Here is a 16,758-nt window from a genome sequence, read left to right on the forward strand (position 1 = left end):
GTGTTCGCGCTCTCTGGCTTTCTCCTATACGTCTACCGTCGTGGTCTCGGTGTGCCCGGGCAGTACTGCGACCCCGTGGGATGCGAACCGACGATAGTGGACCGAGCCTCACCCACGACGGCGAGCCGATACAGTAGTCGGTGGCTTGGTCGCTGTCGTCCTCATCGTCTCTGGTGTGCTCATCTGGCAAGCATACCAGCAATAGCAGGCCTTCGACCAGATGGGATCGATAATGGGCACGTTGATGGGGTCCGTTCACGGAACGAATCCACTCTGGTACGTCCTCGGAACCTTCCTCGTTTCGGCTGTCATCGATGGGGGTATCTCGTGATTCGGGATGAGGTCACCAGCATAGAGGTAAACGACCGCTCACAGAGTTAAATGGCGAATCCGACCGATCCTGAGGGTGATGAATCGCCAGAGGTAGCTGTCCAATCGAATCGAGCCATCAATCCGGAGTCTCAGCTACAGGCTCGCGTGTTAGACCTCCTGCCAGATGATGAACGCCGTATCCTCGAACCAGTTATCTCCTCGTCTGGCATCACACAGATCGAACTCAGGGATCGCTCGGACATCTCGAAGAGCAAGGTCAGTCAGACGGTGAGTGCGCTTGAGAAGCGTGGCCTGCTGTACCGCGAGCGCCAAGGGCGGACGTATCGCATCTATCCGAGCGACGACCTATAACGAAAACAGGCGAACTAGTGGGGCGTTCCCACGAGTCCAGCCCCGTCCAAAACGTTGTCCACTATCACGTCTGCACAATCTCGATGCAGGGATGGCGCGTGTCGTAGAATACGTCGAATGACCTGGTTACGGATCGTTCATACTGTTGTTCCTGGGGCCGTGGTCCTGTCCCGGGAGAAGGATTGAGTACCAATCCGGCGAATTCGGGCCGGAGGAACGGTCCTTGTCCTGAAAAACGGTTAGGTCCTCTTATACATGTTCTCGAACGTTCTCCTGTGTGGATTCACACCCACGTCGATAACCCCCCAGCAGTCCTACGAGTAATCGAGGAGAAAGACAATGACCAACTTCAAACTCGGCCGCTGGCTGCTCGTGGCCCTCGCGATCGTCGGACTCGCGTTTGCCGCGCCCGTTGCCAGCGCACACGGCAACGACACGACCGCTGACGACACGCTCACGGACAATACCACCGCAGATGAATTGGCCACTTGGATGGAGGCGCAGATGGCCGAACACATGGGCCCTGGTAGCGTCGAGTGGATGGAGTCGCACATGGGTGTGACCGTCGACGAGATGGCCCAGGACATGTCTGACGAGGAATACCACGACGGAGCTGACGACGACTACAGCGGCGAGATGTACGGGCAGGGCCACTGCTGACAACCCTGACCGTTTCGATCGCTGCAACCGAACACCACAACTCACCAACTCAAGATAATGACACAACTCACCACTCACATCGGACGCACTGCTCGTCGACTCGCAATCCTCGCCGTCCCGCTGCTGGTCGCAACGACTGGAACGGCTGCTGCCCGCGGTGGTGGGAGCTACGGCGGCGGTATGATGGGCGGGAGCGGCTGGGGCCTCTTCGGCGGAGCGATGGGCCTCTGGGGACTTCTCTGGATGGGGCTCCTCATCGTCGTCCCGCTCTACATCGTCTATGCGCTCCTCAACCGAGGATCCGGCGGGAACGAAGAGCAGTCGCTGTCAGTTCTCCGCGAGCGCTACGCCCGCGGTGAGCTATCGGATGAAGAATTCGATCGACGGCGAAAACAGCTCGAACGAACCGGATGACTGGAACAGTTGCTGTTCCAGCCGATACATCACACTCCCAACGCTCGCCGTTGCGGCACCCAACCGTTAACCCCGTGGACGGGGTATAATATTACATGGAATACACAATACAGACTTCAGTCACTGGCGATTTCGACGACGTCGTCGACACGACGATCGCAGCGCTCGAAGACGAAGGATTCGGCGTCCTCTGTGACATCGACATCCAGGCGACACTCAAGGAGAAACTCAACGAAGAATTCCGCCAGTACCGCATTCTCGGTGCATGCAATCCCCCCTGGCATACGAGGGACTGACCGAAGAAATCGAACTCGGAGCACTCCTCCCGTGTAACGTCATCGTCTACGAAACCGATGACGACGATATCGTTGTGAGTGCCGTCGATCCGCAGCAGTTGATCGACATCGCAGACAACGATGCGCTCGAGTCTATCGCGACCGAGGTCACCGAGCGATTCTGAACGTGTTCTCTCGGCCGTCACCGACGAACTAGGATCCAGATCGGAGACCTGATCTTCGATGTCTTCATCAAACCAGCTCGACGTCACGACGATCGTTCTTCTGATCCTCGGAGCGATCATCTTACTCCCGTTGCTCACAATGGGGATAGGATTCGGCGGGATGATGGGGTACGGTGGGATGATGGGTCAGTATGGCGGTACTGGCGGGTGGTGGCCGCTCGTCGGGATGCTCGTCCCGCTCATCTTCCTCCTTATCCTCCTCGGCGGTGGCTATCTCGTCTTCCGGCGTATTAGCGAAACGCAGACATCTCGAAATCCCGCGATGGAGGAACTCCGCACGGCATACGCTCGTGGCGACCTCACTGATGAAGAGTTCAGAAGCCCGCCGCGAGAGACTCGAACGGTCGGATTGAGCCAACGAGTACGCACCAAGTGCGTATTCACACGCCTGCGTGATCGAATTTGTGATGCTACTCCCGGTCACCACTGTGTGAACGCCCTTTCAGAATCGAAGAGATGGAGTTCTCTCAGCTTACGATTCTGAATAGTAATGTGGTTAAGTCCCAATACCGTATTATACTATGTGACCGAAGTCATCCTCTTCACCCAAGAGACGTGCGGAGCATGCGCAACACAACGAGAGAAAAACGACGGCCTCGAGGAGAAGTATCCGGACATGGAGTTCCGGGAGATCGATATCCAGAAAGATCTGGAAACGGCCGAGGAATACGGCGTCCGGAAGACGCCGACGACACTCGTCTACGCGAGCGGTAAACAGACCGCCGAGTTCATCGGCATTGTCGAGCGGAACGACCTCGAACCAGCCATTGAGAGCGCGACCGAACAGTCGTCTGGACTCGTCCAACGTCTCGTCGATGTCGTGCGAACATAACGACCACCCGACCAATTCAAACCACATGACGAACTATGATCGACGTCAGTTCCTGGGAGTGCTCGGTGCCGGCGCAGTCGCCAGCGCAGGCCTCTCTCAGCCAGTGAGCGCACAGGAGACGCCCGTCGTGAAGATGGGCAACAACTATTTCGACCCGATCGGGCTCCACGTCCAACCCGGCACGACCGTCCGCTTCGAGATAGCAGCCGGTACACACTCGGCGACGGCCTACGAGAACCGGATTCCGCTCGACGCCAGTCCATTCGATAGTGGGGTCATCTCGTCGGGAGGGTACGAGTACACGTTCGAAGAACCAGGTACGTACGACTACTACTGCATCCCGCACAAGACAGTCGGGATGGTTGGTCGCATCGTCGTTGGCAATCCCGGCGGCCCGGCCGAAGAGAGTCCGATTCCGGACGGTGACGTGCCCGAGAGCGACGCGATCGTCGAGCAGGGCGCGATCGCGTATGGATCTGGTACCGGGGGTGATGGGAACTCCGATGGCGGAATGATGGGTCCCGGAATGGGGTCCCGCCCGGGGATGATGAACGGCCGGAACGGTGGATGGTTCGGTGGGCTGCCGTTCGTCGGCGGGGCATTCGGAATGCTGGGGCTGGTCGGCGGACTCCTCTACTGGGCAACGGGTCGAGGTGATGCACCTCCAGAGAGTGACGATTCCGCGATGGAAACCCTTCAACGTCGTTACGCACGAGGCGAGATCGACGAAGAAGAGTTCCAGACGCGTCGTGAACGGTTGGAGGACGGGCAAAACGACCCATCCCTGTGAGGAGAGTCACCGAACCCCGTTGGGAGACGTCGGTAAATCCGTCCGTCTGCGGAGATCGTCCTTTTTCGATTGCGTCGTCACGTCGTTCGAGTTCCTCGGTAGTACACCCATATAGCGAGGAGCCCGATGACGAGGAGATAGCTGAATCCCCAGCTGAGTGACACAGCAGTATCCAGGTCCGTTGTGAGCCCGGTATCGACTATCACGCGGACGGGATGGTAGCCCGGGAAGAGTTTCATCCACCACTCGGGCTCGGACTGGACGAACAATGGGTCCTGAAAGAGCCCGATATCGATCATCGGGAGGATCAACATGATCCACAGGCCGGCCAGTCGATTGAAGACGGCACCGACGAGCATCCCGATCAGTCCGTAGGTCACCGAGAGGACGAGCATCGCGGCGACAAACCACCACAGCTGCTCCGGCCAGAAGTCGACGAGCATCACTCCCACTGAGACGCCGACAACGAGGAGTGTAATGACGACGAGGACGCCGAACCGGGCCGCGATAACCTGCCGTGCTCGATAGCCCACGACCGAGAGGCGGCCGTCCGTATCTCTCGCCTCGCGCATCAGGATTGACATCCTCCTCCGCGTGAACGCGGAGGAATCCCACGGCACCGCTACCGCTGGTTTGGGATATTAGGGTCTACGACATTGCCTGTTCTTGAGGCTCAAACGAGCCAGTTTCCTTGTCAAACAGGTACGTCGATGGCTGTGCCAACCAGCCGTTACTCCTATCACCGCCATCCGTGGCGAGACTCGGAGATACTTGTTTCCGAATATTCTCAGCACCATTCACGTCAGCATTCGCAACCAACTCGCACTCGGCACACACGTACAAGCCACGCTCAACACGATTCGACTCACGCTCACACCCGCACGAAGAACACGACTTTGAGGTGTTCTCCTCAGATACGCGCTCAACGGAAATGCCAGATTCTTCAGCCTTGTATTCGAGCAGGTCAGTGAATCGGTCGAACGCCCACGAGTGCAAGTCCAAGTTACCGTGCTTGCCCCAATCCTTCGTCTCACCGTCTTCATCCTCACGGATCCCGCTGAGGTCACCAATTGCAATCACACTGACGTTCTCGTCAACGCATCTCTCCACGATATGTTTCGAGAGCGTGTGGAAATAGTGCGCACGACGATTAGATTTCTTGGTGTTCAACCGTACTGATTCTTCCGACGAGGAATCATCACAGTGAGCAATATGCTTGCTGTAATAGTAATCGTCCTGTTTGAGGCAGTTCAACGGGTATAGCTCAGACTCTTGGTGTTCAAAGGCGAGAGCGGCGAAGTTACAGATACCCAGGTCGATACCAGCGGTCTTCTCAGCGTCGTTCTCTGATGCATTGATTTCGACATTGCAGACGATGTGGAGTTCCCATTCGTCTCGCTGCTTATTCCAGACAGCGCGTACCTGCTGGACGCTCTCAATCGCAGAGAGGTCAACGTCAGGTCGTGTTTGGATGTTGCAGAGAACGAAGTCCGACCAGTGCTCTTTCAGGTTCTCACCTTTGGAGAGTCGGATTCGACCATTTTTGGTATCGAGCTTGAAGCCAGCGCCTTTGAACGTGAGCGTTGAGCGTGGATGTTCGTCGTTGTGTTTGCGATATGCTGGTGGATTCGCTTTCGAGTCCCCGTTCTGGCGTTTCTTGTACCAGCCAGTGAACGCTTCAGAGAGTTCTTCAAGAACTCGCTGACTTGACTGCGAATGTAGGTCACTATAGCGTTCGTGGGATTTGAGGTACGATTTCAGGTCGCCGTCGTCGGGGATGTGGCCAGTTTCGTTCCAGACACGCCCGCTTGTCCAGCGGGCGACGTTCCAGAGTTTACTGGCGGCGAATCCAAGCGAATCAAGGTCGTCCTGCACTTGCTGATGGTTCTGTATGGAACCAATGAAAGTGCGTTTGACGACCTGTTTCGCCATACATAACCTATGTTTCTTAGCTTATGGACAAGTGTCGGTTTCGGGTCGCGTGGAATATCCAGAAATGCCGAACAACGGTTATTGTATCATCAGTTGGCGGCGCGTATCCACGCCGTAAACGACGTGGTATTGCGCCTGCTCAGCGTATAAACAGACGTTCGATCCGGAGTTTTTTGATGATGCCCACATCGTCACTGCTGGCATTCGGATGGCAGATGGCTCGGTATATGAGGGTGTGGGTTTACCGGCCAGTATCGGACGGGCCTCGGTCTGTGGAGAGCCAGTTGCAGTTGGCTCAGCCATTGCAGACGGGTATGACCATGACGAGATTCAGACGTCCGTAGCCGTATCGTACCCATTGCCCTATCATGACGCAACCGAAGCGCGCGTTATCCCGCCGTGTGGCGTCTGTCGAGAGCTATTGGCTGACTACAACGAGCAAATGCGTGTGATCGTACCCGTCGATGGTGACCATCAGGTCGTCAGTGCAATTGGTCTTCTCCCGACCCGGACCTGGTAAGCCGTTCATCTGTATCGACCATTTCGCCCGTGGTTCTTTCTGACTGAAACCTCCGAGCGGTCGATCTGCAATCTGAGCGGACAGGTGAGAGCAAAGCGGGAGTGGGGGTGGAATTTTGGTATGGAGGCCGTACGTGTACACGTGACAGACCAGAGCCAGAATGCGAATGATGCGGAAGAGCACGAAGAAGAGGAATTCGAGTTGGAGGGCCTCATGACCCGCGAACAGGGAGAGAACGTCCTCCGTCGCCTCGCCACCGGCGTTGCGAGCGGGTCAGTAGAACTGGGCCGCGATGAGGGCCCGGTGACCGTTCCCGAGCAGTTCAAGTGGAAGTTGAGTACGAGGAAGAAGAGGATGAGGCCGAATTGGAAGTCGAGCTAGAGTGGTCGATGGCTGACGGTGAGGCAGTCTCACCCGAAGAAGACGAGAGCGACGGGACGGAGGAACCCGAAACGAGTGAGCAGGGAGCAGACGACCAGGAATGAACAGCAGGACAGTCGGACGCAGTGAACACTGTGAGGCACTGTCACGGGAGCGAAACCTACTGTCAGAGAAAAGTGAACCCCACAGGGGAGATACAGGACTATCAGTATCGAGCGTGCCCGCATCTACCGACGTACCGGACGGTCACGTGATTTCAATCTCGAAACGAGCACCACCGTCGGGACCGTTTGTGGCAGTGATCTCCCAGTCGTGTCGGTCAACGACTTCCTTGACGATACCCAGCCCGAATCCGGTCCCGTCGTCAGCGGTCGTATATCCCGCTTCTGAACACGTTCGTACTCTCTGAGTCGGGGAGTCCGCCCCCGTCATCAGCAACATAGAAGCCAGTATCTGTGTTCCCAATCGTCACTGTTACGTCTGGCCCGCCGTGTTCGACGGCATTCTGGAACAGATTTAGTACGAGCTGTTGGAGCTGATCGGGATCTGCCTCGATGGTACGGTCTGTCTCAATCGAGAGCGTCGCATCCTTTGTCGATAGTGTTCCCCAGCATAGCTGGGCGACGTCCGGCAACTGGACTGCTTCGAGGTCCATTACTGCTTCCCCGGCCTGCGCGAGCGCCAGTAAATCGTCGATCAGGGCATCCATCCGGCCCAACGCGTAGTCGATCTCGTCGATGTTGTCGCTGTCGCAGTCCTCTCGCAGTAACTCCAGGCGGCCTTTCGCGAGCTGTAACGGGTTCCGGAGATCGTGACTTACGACACTCGTGAATCGGTCCAACCGCTCGTTCTGCTGGACGAGTTCACGCTCGCGTCGCTTCTGGTCACTGATGTCACGGTCCATCGCCACGATCCGATCCTCTCCATCCAAGTTGAGACGGATAAGGTGGATTTCGATGGGGAATGTGGACCCGTCTTTCCGTTCGAGTTTTCCCTCGAATCGACGCGGGGTATTCGGCGGGAGTGACTCCCAGAATGACGACGCGCGCTCCGGATCGGCCGTTGGATCGAGATCCCAGACATACTGTCCGATCAGTTCGTCTTCAGTGTATCCGAGTTCGTCACACAGTCGCTGGTTGGCATCCCGGATGACGCCGTCGAAGTCGTGGATTATAAACATATCCGGCGAATGCTCGAACAGCGCCTCGAGACGCGCGGTATGGGACTGTAACCGTTGTTCGTACCTCTTGTGCTCCGTAACGTCGTCCTGGAATCCGACAAAGAGATCGACATCGCCGTCAGCGTCATACAGTGGTGCGATGCGGACGCGATTCCAGAATTCCGTGCCGTCCTTCCGGTAGTTCCGCACCTCGACGGTTACCGGCTCGCGATTATCAATGGCTCTTCAGAAGCTCCTCGACTGGCTCATCATCAGTGCCATCGCCCTGGAGGAATCGACAGTTCTGCCCAAACACCTCGTGTTTCTCGTAGCCAGTGAGTGCCGTGAATTCGTCGTTCGCGTAGATAATCGGGTTATCCTCCTGGTTGGGGTCCGTCAATAGAATCCCGATCGGAGCCTCATCCATTGCTTGCTCTTTCGCCGATAGATGCAGCGTCCCCGCATCAGTCGCTTGTGGTGGCGTGAGTGTACAGATCAGCGAGTTATCGGTAGTAAACGAGAGCGTGTGCTCGAGGTCGATTGGTTCGCCGTGCTTCCGGACGAACGACGTAGTGCCGTGCCAACGCCCATCGCGTGCCTCCGGAAGGAGGACGTCGTAGACGTGATCGACATCCTCGTCGTGGTAGAACGTTTCCCAATGGAGGCCGATAAGCTCCTCGGGTTCGTAGCCGAGAAGCTCCGCACAGGCGGAATTCGCGTACTCGATGTAGCCATCGTCATCAAGAATGCTGATGCCGTCGTGTGCGGTTTCGATGGCTTCGAGACCACGGTTCATGTACCGTTCGGCCCAGTATCCTTCGACAGCGTTCTGCACGCGATTCGCGAGGACGCCATACTGGTCCGTGCTAGTGGTCTTCTGGAGATAGTCAGTGACGCCTGCCGTGATGGCTTCGCCAGCGATCTCCTCACTACCTTTTCCAGTGAAGAGGATAAACGGAAGATCTGGATAGGACTCACGTACTCGTTCCAGTACCTCCAAACCGTCTACGCCCGGCATCTCGTAGTCGCTCACGATACAATCAACAGACGACTCGTTCTCTTTGAGAACGTCTAGGGCATCGCGAGAGTCTGTTATACTGCGGACATTGAAACAGTCACGTTCATGTTCAAGGAAGGTGGCGACAAGCCCGGCGAAACTGGGGTCGTCATCGATATGGAGGATATCGATAGTTTTCGAGTCCGGAAGGATTGTTGAGTTCTTACGGACTCTTCTATCACCGTTCATACTGCTTACTCGTCCGCAAGCATTAATTGGTTTATTGATTAGCTCCGTAGCACTTGAACTTTCTGAGAAGTGGAGAACTCACCGTTGCCACTGCACCGAGTCCCGCTGATCAATCTGGCGTTTCACTCTCATCCATCAGGGAAGATATGATGAGTCGCTTGATTCCACGTCGAAGCAGACCACTTGCTGCAGGTTGAGAGATATCCAGATCAGCGGCGACCTCGCTGAGAGTTGCGTTCCGTGGTTCTTCGAAGTACCCCGATCTGAATGCGGCGAGGAGTGCTTCTCGCTGGCTATCGGTCAACCCGGCGTCCGTATTCCCCAAACAGCGTATTCATTCACGCGCAGCAAATCGATATCAATGTCGTGCTGTTGTGCATAGTCCCAAAGATGAACTAGATCCGTTCGCTCGGGCATCCATACTGTTAGGATCCAGGCGCTTCCATCGTTTTCCATGTCGAGGATAACACCATTCGCGGCCGAAATTACTGGTGAGAGGATCTTCGCTTTGTCTGTATACTCAAAGCTATATATCGCCTCCTTGTCTCTGGTTTCAATAACTCGTTCGAATTCGCCAATGGTACTATCATTCCGTAACCCGTCCTCGAACCGCTGGAAATCAGATGATTCTATGTAATAAAAGAACTTCCCCGACGTCGGGTCAGTTCCAGCCTCTGACACCGACTTGACTTTCGAACTTCGATCGTGACTGACTGACTGTGTGAGCACTATGTCAGGATGCTCGGCCCGGACAACGGCTTTAATATCGGTCATTGTTCTGTAAAGTGATGGTTTCGTACATTAGGTGTTAGGATTATATTTGAGATACTTGATGTAAATATATTGCGATGCTTGTTACCGGGCTTATACGGAGGTCGTGTGGTGGCTTAACTGAGTCGGTCAGTCGTAATTCTTGAATGCGAGGATGGGGTTCAATTTTTTCACGTCTCATGTGTCTCGTCAGAGCGGAAGATCAATTCAGAAATCACACACTTCACTCTTGAATTAGCTGGTTCAACGGACTCGTTCGCAGTTCTATCCCCTTTTTCAGATGCGACGGCTGAACAGCGTTGTCCAGATGTACTCAAACCAACTGGCTTCGGACGACGGGGTGACCCCGGCAGGGAGGTAGATTTTTGATTCAGTAGCTCTGTCTTGATCATCAGCATGGTTTCTCTGTGTCATACAACTGAATAGAAGACTCGTAACCGCATTGTTCTGTAGCTTAAGCGTATAACCTGCTTATAAATAGCAAGGAGAATACCTGCGGCTTTAGCTGCCCCCAGACATCACAGATTTCTGGTGTGGGAACGAGACCTGCGGTCTCGTTAACGCAGGCTGAATCCGACAACTCGGAATCAGTCTACGTTTACTGGCCCCTCCGAGATTTCTCAATCCGTGTTTTGAACTGACAGGCAAGCCTACTCAGGAGCAGGAATCGGTTAGGAACGGACCGATTCCCGCCAGTCCTACGATGGCGGCCTGTCCGCCCCAAACAATGAGACAGTAATCGGAACCAGTCGGGTGAACGGTCGGTTCCTACTTTTCAGCAGCGAGAGAATCCCGCCGTTCACGGCGGGCGAGGATGTCCCCGGATATTAATCACTCCTCGCGATCGGACAACCGCTCGGACAGCCGATCCAGCTTCTCTTGAGCGGACTCGCGGCGGTCTCGTGTTACCTCCGGTTGGTACTCCATCGAGACGATCTCCCCCGCTTCGAGCGTCACCGAAAGCACGCCCCCATCCGTTTGAGCGGGTTCGGGCAGACGATCAGCCGCGATATCCAGTTGCTCGATTACCTCCCCATCCTCCTCGAGCAGGATCACGGCGATATCGCCATCTTCGATCCGGTCGACAACGGCAGTGTAAGTCCCCTCCATTGTTCACCCCACAACAGACGCGACAGTCCCATCAATCCCACTGCCCGAACTCCCTGCAACAAGCGGGCTGGGTGGCTGAAGGTTCGCCGTGTCGTCGGCGTCGGGCGTCTCCTCGAGGATATCCTCGGGAGCCGTCGAGAACGACTCCTGGGTCTCGATAGCAGTCGCCGTCCCATCGGTTCGGACCACGATATCGCCGTGGACGCCCGTCCAGTACGTCTCGATATCCCGGTCGGCGAATCGGTCGAGCACGACGTCGTTCGGATGGCCGTACTGTGAGTCGTAGGCGCTCGAAATGATGGCCGTCTCGGGAGTCATGGTGTCCAGCAAGGCCTCGCTGGAGGAGGTCGAGGACCCGTGATGGCCGACTTTGTACACGTCGCCCTCGAGATCGCTTCCTTGTTCCTCGATCAGTTGTTGTTCGACATCGGTGTCGATGTCGCCGGTTGTCACGTACTGGAACTCGCCGATATCGAACGTCAGCACGATACTGTTCTCGTTGACGTCGCTGCCGGTCTCCGTGGGCGGGTGCAACACCTGCGCGGAGACGGTCCCCGCAAGCGGCAGTTCGTCACCTCGTTCGACGAGAAGGAGTTCGACGTCGTGCTCGTCGATGGCATCGAGGTAGTTAGTGTAGGTCGCCGAACTCGAGGGCACGCCCGAATCGTACGCGGTCCCAATGCCCTCACCGTTCGTCTCGAAATGCTCGATCACAGCAGCGTGGCCGCCGATGTGGTCGGCGTCGGCGTGCGTCGCGACCAGGTGGTCGATCCGGTCGATCTCCTGTGCTTCGAGGTAGTCGATCACCTCACTGCCGTTCTGGCACCAGTCGCCGCTGTCGATCAGGATCGTCTCGTTGGCCGGCGTGACGATGAGGGTCGAGTCGCCCTGCCCGACGTCGATGTGGTGAACTTCGAGTTCGCCTTCAACAGTACTCTGTGTGTCGCCATCGCTCTCGTCGTCGGTCTCGTCATCGGTGTCGTCGGTCTCATCGCCGGCGTCGCTGTCCGACTCGGTTCCCACCATGTCGCCGTAGGCGTGCTCCATCACGACCTGGCCATCGGCGTCGACGAGTCGAACCACGTCGCCGTCGCCTCGCCAGATGTTGACGTTGTATCCCCAGTACAGCTCGGTCTCCGTTGCCTCGCCGTCTCCGGTCGTTACTTTCACTGTCTCCCCGGGTTCGAGGACGAACTCACTGGGAAACGAAAAGGGCGAGAGGCCGCCATCGACTTGGCCGCCCTCTCGGTCACGGAGCTCGAATCCGGAGAGGTCGGCGGGCTTATCGGCGGTGTTTTCGAGGACGATGGACTCCTCGCCGGGTGAGACGTCCGCGACGTTCAGGTCGACGATTTCGACGGCGTCTCCCACCGCCTGCGGGTCGTCGATCACGTCCTCGGTCTCGCCGGTGCTAGCCGTACATCCGGCAAGACCGACGAGCAGCACTACGGCGATTATGAGGATCGCTCGTTTCATACTCGGTGTATTCAGGGGCAGTGTTTGAGTGTTCCGTCCGGGACGGTAGTAGTGGTAGCGCCAAACCTGTAGCATGGTCCCTTCGGAATGGCTGTCTCTAACACCTCTTTCAGAGACAATGGACTGAGACTACTGTTAAACAGAGCTGCGAACTGACCGGTGAGGGAACTACTAGATAAATATAATAAATGTCTTGGTATGCAAGATGTAAGGCGCGTATGGGTCACTCAGCTTTTTGGACACCGGTAATTTCTGAAGCGGGCCCCGCCCCCTTTGCTCTCAGTCACGGTAATCTCCCACCCATGCGCGTCGGCAATTTGTTCGACGATTCTCAGGCCGAACCCAGTTCCGTCCTCATTCGTTGAGTATCCTGCCTCGAAGACCTCCTCACGCTCACTTTCGGGTATGCCGGGGCCCGTGTCCGCCACGTAGAAGCCGTCGTCCATCGATCCGACAGACACTGTCACGCCGTCACCGCCGTGTTCGACTGCGTTGCGATAGAGATTCTCGAACAGTTGCTGGAGCCGGTTCCGGTCGCCTTCGACAGACTGAGACGTCTCGATTTCGAGTACTGCCTGTTCTGTGTTCGCGGTTTGCCAGCTACTCTTGACGATGTTCGCCAGGCCAATCACTTCGGTCTCATCGATTTGCTCAGCCTCTTGTGCCAGTGTCAGCATGTCCTCGATGAGCGTGTCCATCCGGCCAAGTGCCTGTGCGACGTCGTCGATATGGTCACTCTCACACACGTCCCGAATCAGTTCCAACCGTCCTTCGGCCACGCTGAGTGGGTTCCGCAAATCGTGGCTGACTACGCTGGTGAACTCCTCCAAGCGCTCGTTCTGTGTTTGTATTTCGCGCTCTCGTTCGACCTGGTCAGTCACGTTCCGGGCAATACCCACGATCCGAATGACATCGCCATCGATAATGACTGGCGCGAGGCTTGTCTCCCAAATCCGAGCATCTTCAGCGATGTTGAGCTCTTCACGGTACGATATCGGCGCGCGCTGCTCAACGCATCGAGTGTAGTTGGCTTCGAGTTCGGCACCTCGTTCGCTGCCGAAGACCGCTTGCGGTGTTTTCCCTCGAACTTCCTCGGTTGAGATTCCGGTCTGCGTCTCATAGCCAGGACTGAGTCGGGCGAACTCGAACGCTGGATCCTCGCCAGTTGTATCCACATCGAGCATGAATACCGCGTCTCCGGATGTTTCCAGCAGCGCCTCGTATTCTTCGGCAAGCGCTCGATACTCGCGGTTTTTATTCCCGGTTAGATTTCGTCCGATACCGACTATTCCGGTCGTATTCCCATCAGCGTCGATCAACTGTGCGCCGGTGAACTCGTAGGGAAGCCGCTCGCCGTCGGCAGTGAGCAGGTTAGCTTCGACAGTGACTGGTTCACCTGAGACAGCCGTTTGGATCGCGTCGGCGATTGTCGGGCGGTCGTCTTTGGGAAACAATTCGATAGCCTGCATATCGGCCAGTTCCGAGTCGGCATACCCCGTCGTTTCCGGAACCTGGTTGTTCCACCGTCGGAGGCTGCCGTCCGTGTCGAGCACGTAGAACAGGTCATCGAGTGTGTCGAGTGCCTGCTCGATGAACCGTCGTTCCGCTGCGAGTTCCCGTTCGCGTTCTTTGCGGTCGGTGATGTCGTTGCCAGACCCGCGGAGTTTCGTTACCTCACCGTTTTCGACGACTGGAGTGATCGTGATGTCCAGAAGGCGCTCGTTGCCGTCGTCTTGCTGGAGTCGCCACCTATCGTGCAGTTCCTCGCCAGTTTCTGAAGGCTCTGTCGAGTGTTTGCTGAATGCCCTCGCGGTCGTCCGGGCGGAACAGTTCGAGCGCTTCCTCAAGAGTGATTTCGATGTGTCGGGACGCCCGATGATTCGCCGGGTGCCAGCGGTCAACAGAATCGTGTTGCTCTCTCTGTCAAACTCGAACCCGCCGGTGTCGCCTGCGAATTCTGTCAATCGCATCAATTGTTCTTGTCTGTCGGCCCGCTCGGCCTCGCCGCGGGCCCGAACGGCGTTGCGGATCCGGTTGGCCAAGAGTTCATACCGTTCGGTGCCGCTCCCCTTCTGGAGATAGTCGGTGACACCGGCAGCAATGGCGTCACTGGCGACTGTCTCGCTGCCCTCGCCGGTGAAGAGAATAAACGGGAGGTCGGGATACTCCTCTCGGACAGCCTGCAGGAATTCGATGCCATCCGTGCCGGGCATGTTGTAATCCGAGACGACGCAGTCAGGCGGGCGGTCATTAATATTCTCCAACCCCTCGTCGGCACTGGTCGCTGTCTGGACAGCGAAGCGGTCGTCCTCGCGTTCGAGAAACGTCCCTGTTAGGTCCGTGATGGAGGGGTCGTCATCGACGTGGAGAATCTGAATATCTTGATGAGAACTGAGTGGCATAATCTACAAAGTGTTACTATCATCAAAAACCTACTGTAGCAGAATCAGGACTGAAATTGGCCTTGTCGATACCGAAAAATTAATTCATATTTAAATATTCAAAATAAAAACGTTCTGATACTGACTTTACGCTCTGTATGTTACACCAATGTTCTGATCGATTCCAGACAGGTTGTCAATCGTCGCGGTATGTGTGTACGCTATACTGACCGATTGAGGGTAGTTGCGAATCGGTTGTGCGACCGTTCTATGACACCCTATCCGGCTACTCGGATCTACCTGTTCATTCCCAACGTAGGGCTATCAGAGCCTCCTCATTCAGCGTATAACGGAAGGCGTGATTGCGTGCCGTCAAGAAGTCCCGCGAGTTGCTCGAAGTCCCACTGACGAAATTCGTCGAATTCGGGAAGCGATACACTACGTTCGCGGAAGAACATCCGGTCGGCGTCGCTCTCGGCAATCGCCTTCGCCGCGTCAAACAACGCATTTGTGAACGTATTTCGAGTCACCCACAGCACGCTGTATCCATTGACGAGATAATCATACGTAGCGGCGTGGAGATCCTTCTCTTCGTTTCGATGTTGGATCTCGAAGGCGATTCCATCCCCGAACTGATCGTGCTGCGCACCGAATCGAAGAAGCACATCGGCGTGTCGGGTAGTTGGATCCGTTGGAGTATGTGAGACATCGAGCTTCCCTTCCATGCAGAAAAAGAGCGATTCTTGGTTGGGAAGATGCAAATCGTGTAGTGCACGGAACACCAGGTGCTTCCACCGACGATGTTCCTCTGACTCGCCGCTACACTTCCGGCTGTCGGGGTAATGCACGAAGTGACGAAGCCGATCCGTCTGCGGCCCACCTCTGACGAACATCTCTTCCTCGCACTTCGGACAGATAACTGTAGTTCCGTCTGATACCCATCCCGGAAAAACGATAGTTCCTCGAAAACGGCCAACAAAAGGCATTATTGGCTCCAACGTTACTAACCAATGTCAATTTATCGACGATATTGTAGTCTCTGCTATGCTCAACGTTACCGTACGTTTGCTCAAGTGGACTACTGTCCTTCGACGACTTACCAGGGGAGATCACGTCACTTGAGTTGTCTATGTAGACCGGAGCGTATACACATGCAGCTGCGAACCACCGGTGATCAATCGCCACCAATTGTGACAGGGAATCATCTCTGTACACGTCTATCTGTCAGGGAAAGGATCATCATCTGTCCGGGATACCGTTTTTGTATGAGTACGGATCGACTGCGCAGTATCGTACCAATGTTTGGCGGTGCAACACGATACGTTACAACGCTGAATGCGATTCTTCAGTTTGTCGAGGCACATCATCCGACGTCGGATGAGCTCGTCGGATGGCATCGTGGAACGTTTTCTGAACGTATCCAGTCGGCAGTCGATCATGCGGCGGGTCAGCTATCTTCAACAGGTCGGCTTCTTGCACCAGGTGGGTGAACAGTGGGTACTGGGAGATGCTGGTCAGGAATATATGGCACAGGGAGAGATAGCGACACTGCTCCGTATAATGTGTGATCGGAACGTTGGGCTACGGAGTCTCCTGTATGCGTTGTCTGCTGGATCAATGACACTCGAGACGGTAAGTGAACAGCAGTTGGACACGCATCCTGAGTTAGGGTGGAGTCGTGGAGAGACCGACATGGCGAGACAGCGAGTGAACTGGTTGCGGAGCATGGATCTCGTCGAGGAGCGCTCGGACATGTTCGCATTGACGGACGAGGGGCGATCGTTCGTGGAGAGTGCGGTTGCGGAATGGAGTGATTCGGACTGGAAACCGTCGATGATCGACGACGAACTGAGTGCTGGGACGTACACGACGACAATTCACG

At 56.0% G+C, this 16,758-nt stretch carries 11 protein-coding genes and 6 pseudogenes; 9 read left to right on the forward strand and 8 right to left on the reverse strand.

Features of this window, described 5'->3' with window-relative positions; genetic code table 11:
• The first annotated feature begins 145 nt into the window (after positions 1-145).
• The 7 genes and pseudogenes from ACFQH2_RS18920 (at position 146) to ACFQH2_RS18950 (ending at position 3,900) form a co-directional block, all read left to right on the forward strand.
• A pseudogene (locus ACFQH2_RS18920) lies at positions 146-684 on the forward strand (helix-turn-helix transcriptional regulator).
• A 339-nt stretch (positions 685-1,023) separates the two neighbouring features.
• Complete coding sequence (locus ACFQH2_RS18925; RefSeq protein WP_377050279.1) at positions 1,024-1,344, forward strand: hypothetical protein; 321 nt, start codon at positions 1,024-1,026, stop codon at positions 1,342-1,344.
• 57 nt (positions 1,345-1,401) lie between these two features.
• Positions 1,402-1,758 (forward strand): SHOCT domain-containing protein, encoded by a 357-nt coding sequence (locus tag ACFQH2_RS18930; RefSeq protein ID WP_377050281.1) that lies wholly within the window; start codon positions 1,402-1,404, stop codon positions 1,756-1,758.
• A 95-nt stretch (positions 1,759-1,853) separates the two neighbouring features.
• Positions 1,854-2,270: pseudogene (locus ACFQH2_RS18935) on the forward strand (DUF302 domain-containing protein).
• Positions 2,271-2,276: 6 nt separating this feature from the next.
• Positions 2,277-2,631 (forward strand): annotated as a pseudogene (locus ACFQH2_RS18940) (SHOCT domain-containing protein).
• A gap of 170 nt (positions 2,632-2,801) precedes the next feature.
• Positions 2,802-3,110 carry a thioredoxin family protein gene (locus tag ACFQH2_RS18945; protein WP_377050287.1) on the forward strand — a complete coding sequence of 103 codons (309 nt, stop codon included), beginning with the start codon at positions 2,802-2,804 and terminating at the stop codon, positions 3,108-3,110.
• A 25-nt stretch (positions 3,111-3,135) separates the two neighbouring features.
• The gene (locus ACFQH2_RS18950; RefSeq protein WP_377050289.1) at positions 3,136-3,900 is read left to right on the forward strand and encodes a plastocyanin/azurin family copper-binding protein; all 765 of its coding nucleotides are present in this window, start codon (positions 3,136-3,138) and stop codon (positions 3,898-3,900) included.
• 77 nt (positions 3,901-3,977) lie between these two features.
• Here the strand turns inward: ACFQH2_RS18950 and ACFQH2_RS18955 are convergent, their stop codons facing one another.
• Together ACFQH2_RS18955 and ACFQH2_RS18960 are read right to left on the reverse strand one after the other, a co-directional pair.
• Entirely contained in the window at positions 3,978-4,472 is a 495-nt protein-coding gene (locus ACFQH2_RS18955; protein ID WP_377050291.1) for a hypothetical protein, read from the reverse strand.
• Positions 4,473-4,548: 76 nt separating this feature from the next.
• Complete coding sequence (locus tag ACFQH2_RS18960; protein ID WP_377050293.1) at positions 4,549-5,832, reverse strand: RNA-guided endonuclease InsQ/TnpB family protein; 1,284 nt, start codon at positions 5,830-5,832, stop codon at positions 4,549-4,551.
• Between the two features lie 640 nt (positions 5,833-6,472).
• On the opposite strand from ACFQH2_RS18960, the gene ACFQH2_RS18965 reads away from it, so the two are divergent.
• The gene (locus tag ACFQH2_RS18965; protein WP_377050819.1) at positions 6,473-6,733 is read left to right on the forward strand and encodes a hypothetical protein; all 261 of its coding nucleotides are present in this window, start codon (positions 6,473-6,475) and stop codon (positions 6,731-6,733) included.
• 246 nt (positions 6,734-6,979) lie between these two features.
• On the opposite strand, the pseudogene ACFQH2_RS18970 reads toward ACFQH2_RS18965, so the two are convergent.
• The 6 genes and pseudogenes from ACFQH2_RS18970 to ACFQH2_RS18995 form a co-directional block, all read right to left on the reverse strand.
• Positions 6,980-9,138: pseudogene (locus tag ACFQH2_RS18970) on the reverse strand (PAS domain S-box protein).
• A 109-nt stretch (positions 9,139-9,247) separates the two neighbouring features.
• A pseudogene (locus tag ACFQH2_RS18975) lies at positions 9,248-9,912 on the reverse strand (helix-turn-helix domain-containing protein).
• 828 nt (positions 9,913-10,740) lie between these two features.
• On the reverse strand, positions 10,741-11,019 hold the full coding sequence (locus ACFQH2_RS18980) for a DUF3006 domain-containing protein (RefSeq protein ID WP_377050299.1): 279 nt from the start codon (positions 11,017-11,019) through the stop codon (positions 10,741-10,743).
• Positions 11,020-11,022: 3 nt separating this feature from the next.
• A complete protein-coding gene (locus ACFQH2_RS18985; RefSeq protein WP_377050825.1) occupies positions 11,023-12,495 on the reverse strand; it encodes an MBL fold metallo-hydrolase in 1,473 nt (490 codons plus the stop codon).
• Positions 12,496-12,722: 227 nt separating this feature from the next.
• Positions 12,723-14,897 (reverse strand): PAS domain S-box protein, encoded by a 2,175-nt coding sequence (locus ACFQH2_RS18990; RefSeq protein WP_377077118.1) that lies wholly within the window; start codon positions 14,895-14,897, stop codon positions 12,723-12,725.
• 314 nt (positions 14,898-15,211) lie between these two features.
• Positions 15,212-15,541, reverse strand: coding sequence for a hypothetical protein (locus ACFQH2_RS18995; RefSeq protein ID WP_377077043.1), 330 nt, complete (start codon positions 15,539-15,541; stop codon positions 15,212-15,214).
• A gap of 952 nt (positions 15,542-16,493) precedes the next feature.
• Here ACFQH2_RS18995 and ACFQH2_RS19000 point away from each other — a divergent pair.
• Positions 16,494-16,758, forward strand: a pseudogene (locus tag ACFQH2_RS19000) (HNH endonuclease); the annotation flags it as partial.

Origin of the sequence: Natronoarchaeum sp. GCM10025703 (assembly GCF_042661985.1) — an archaeon.
Classification (GTDB): domain Archaea; phylum Halobacteriota; class Halobacteria; order Halobacteriales; family Natronoarchaeaceae; genus Natranaeroarchaeum.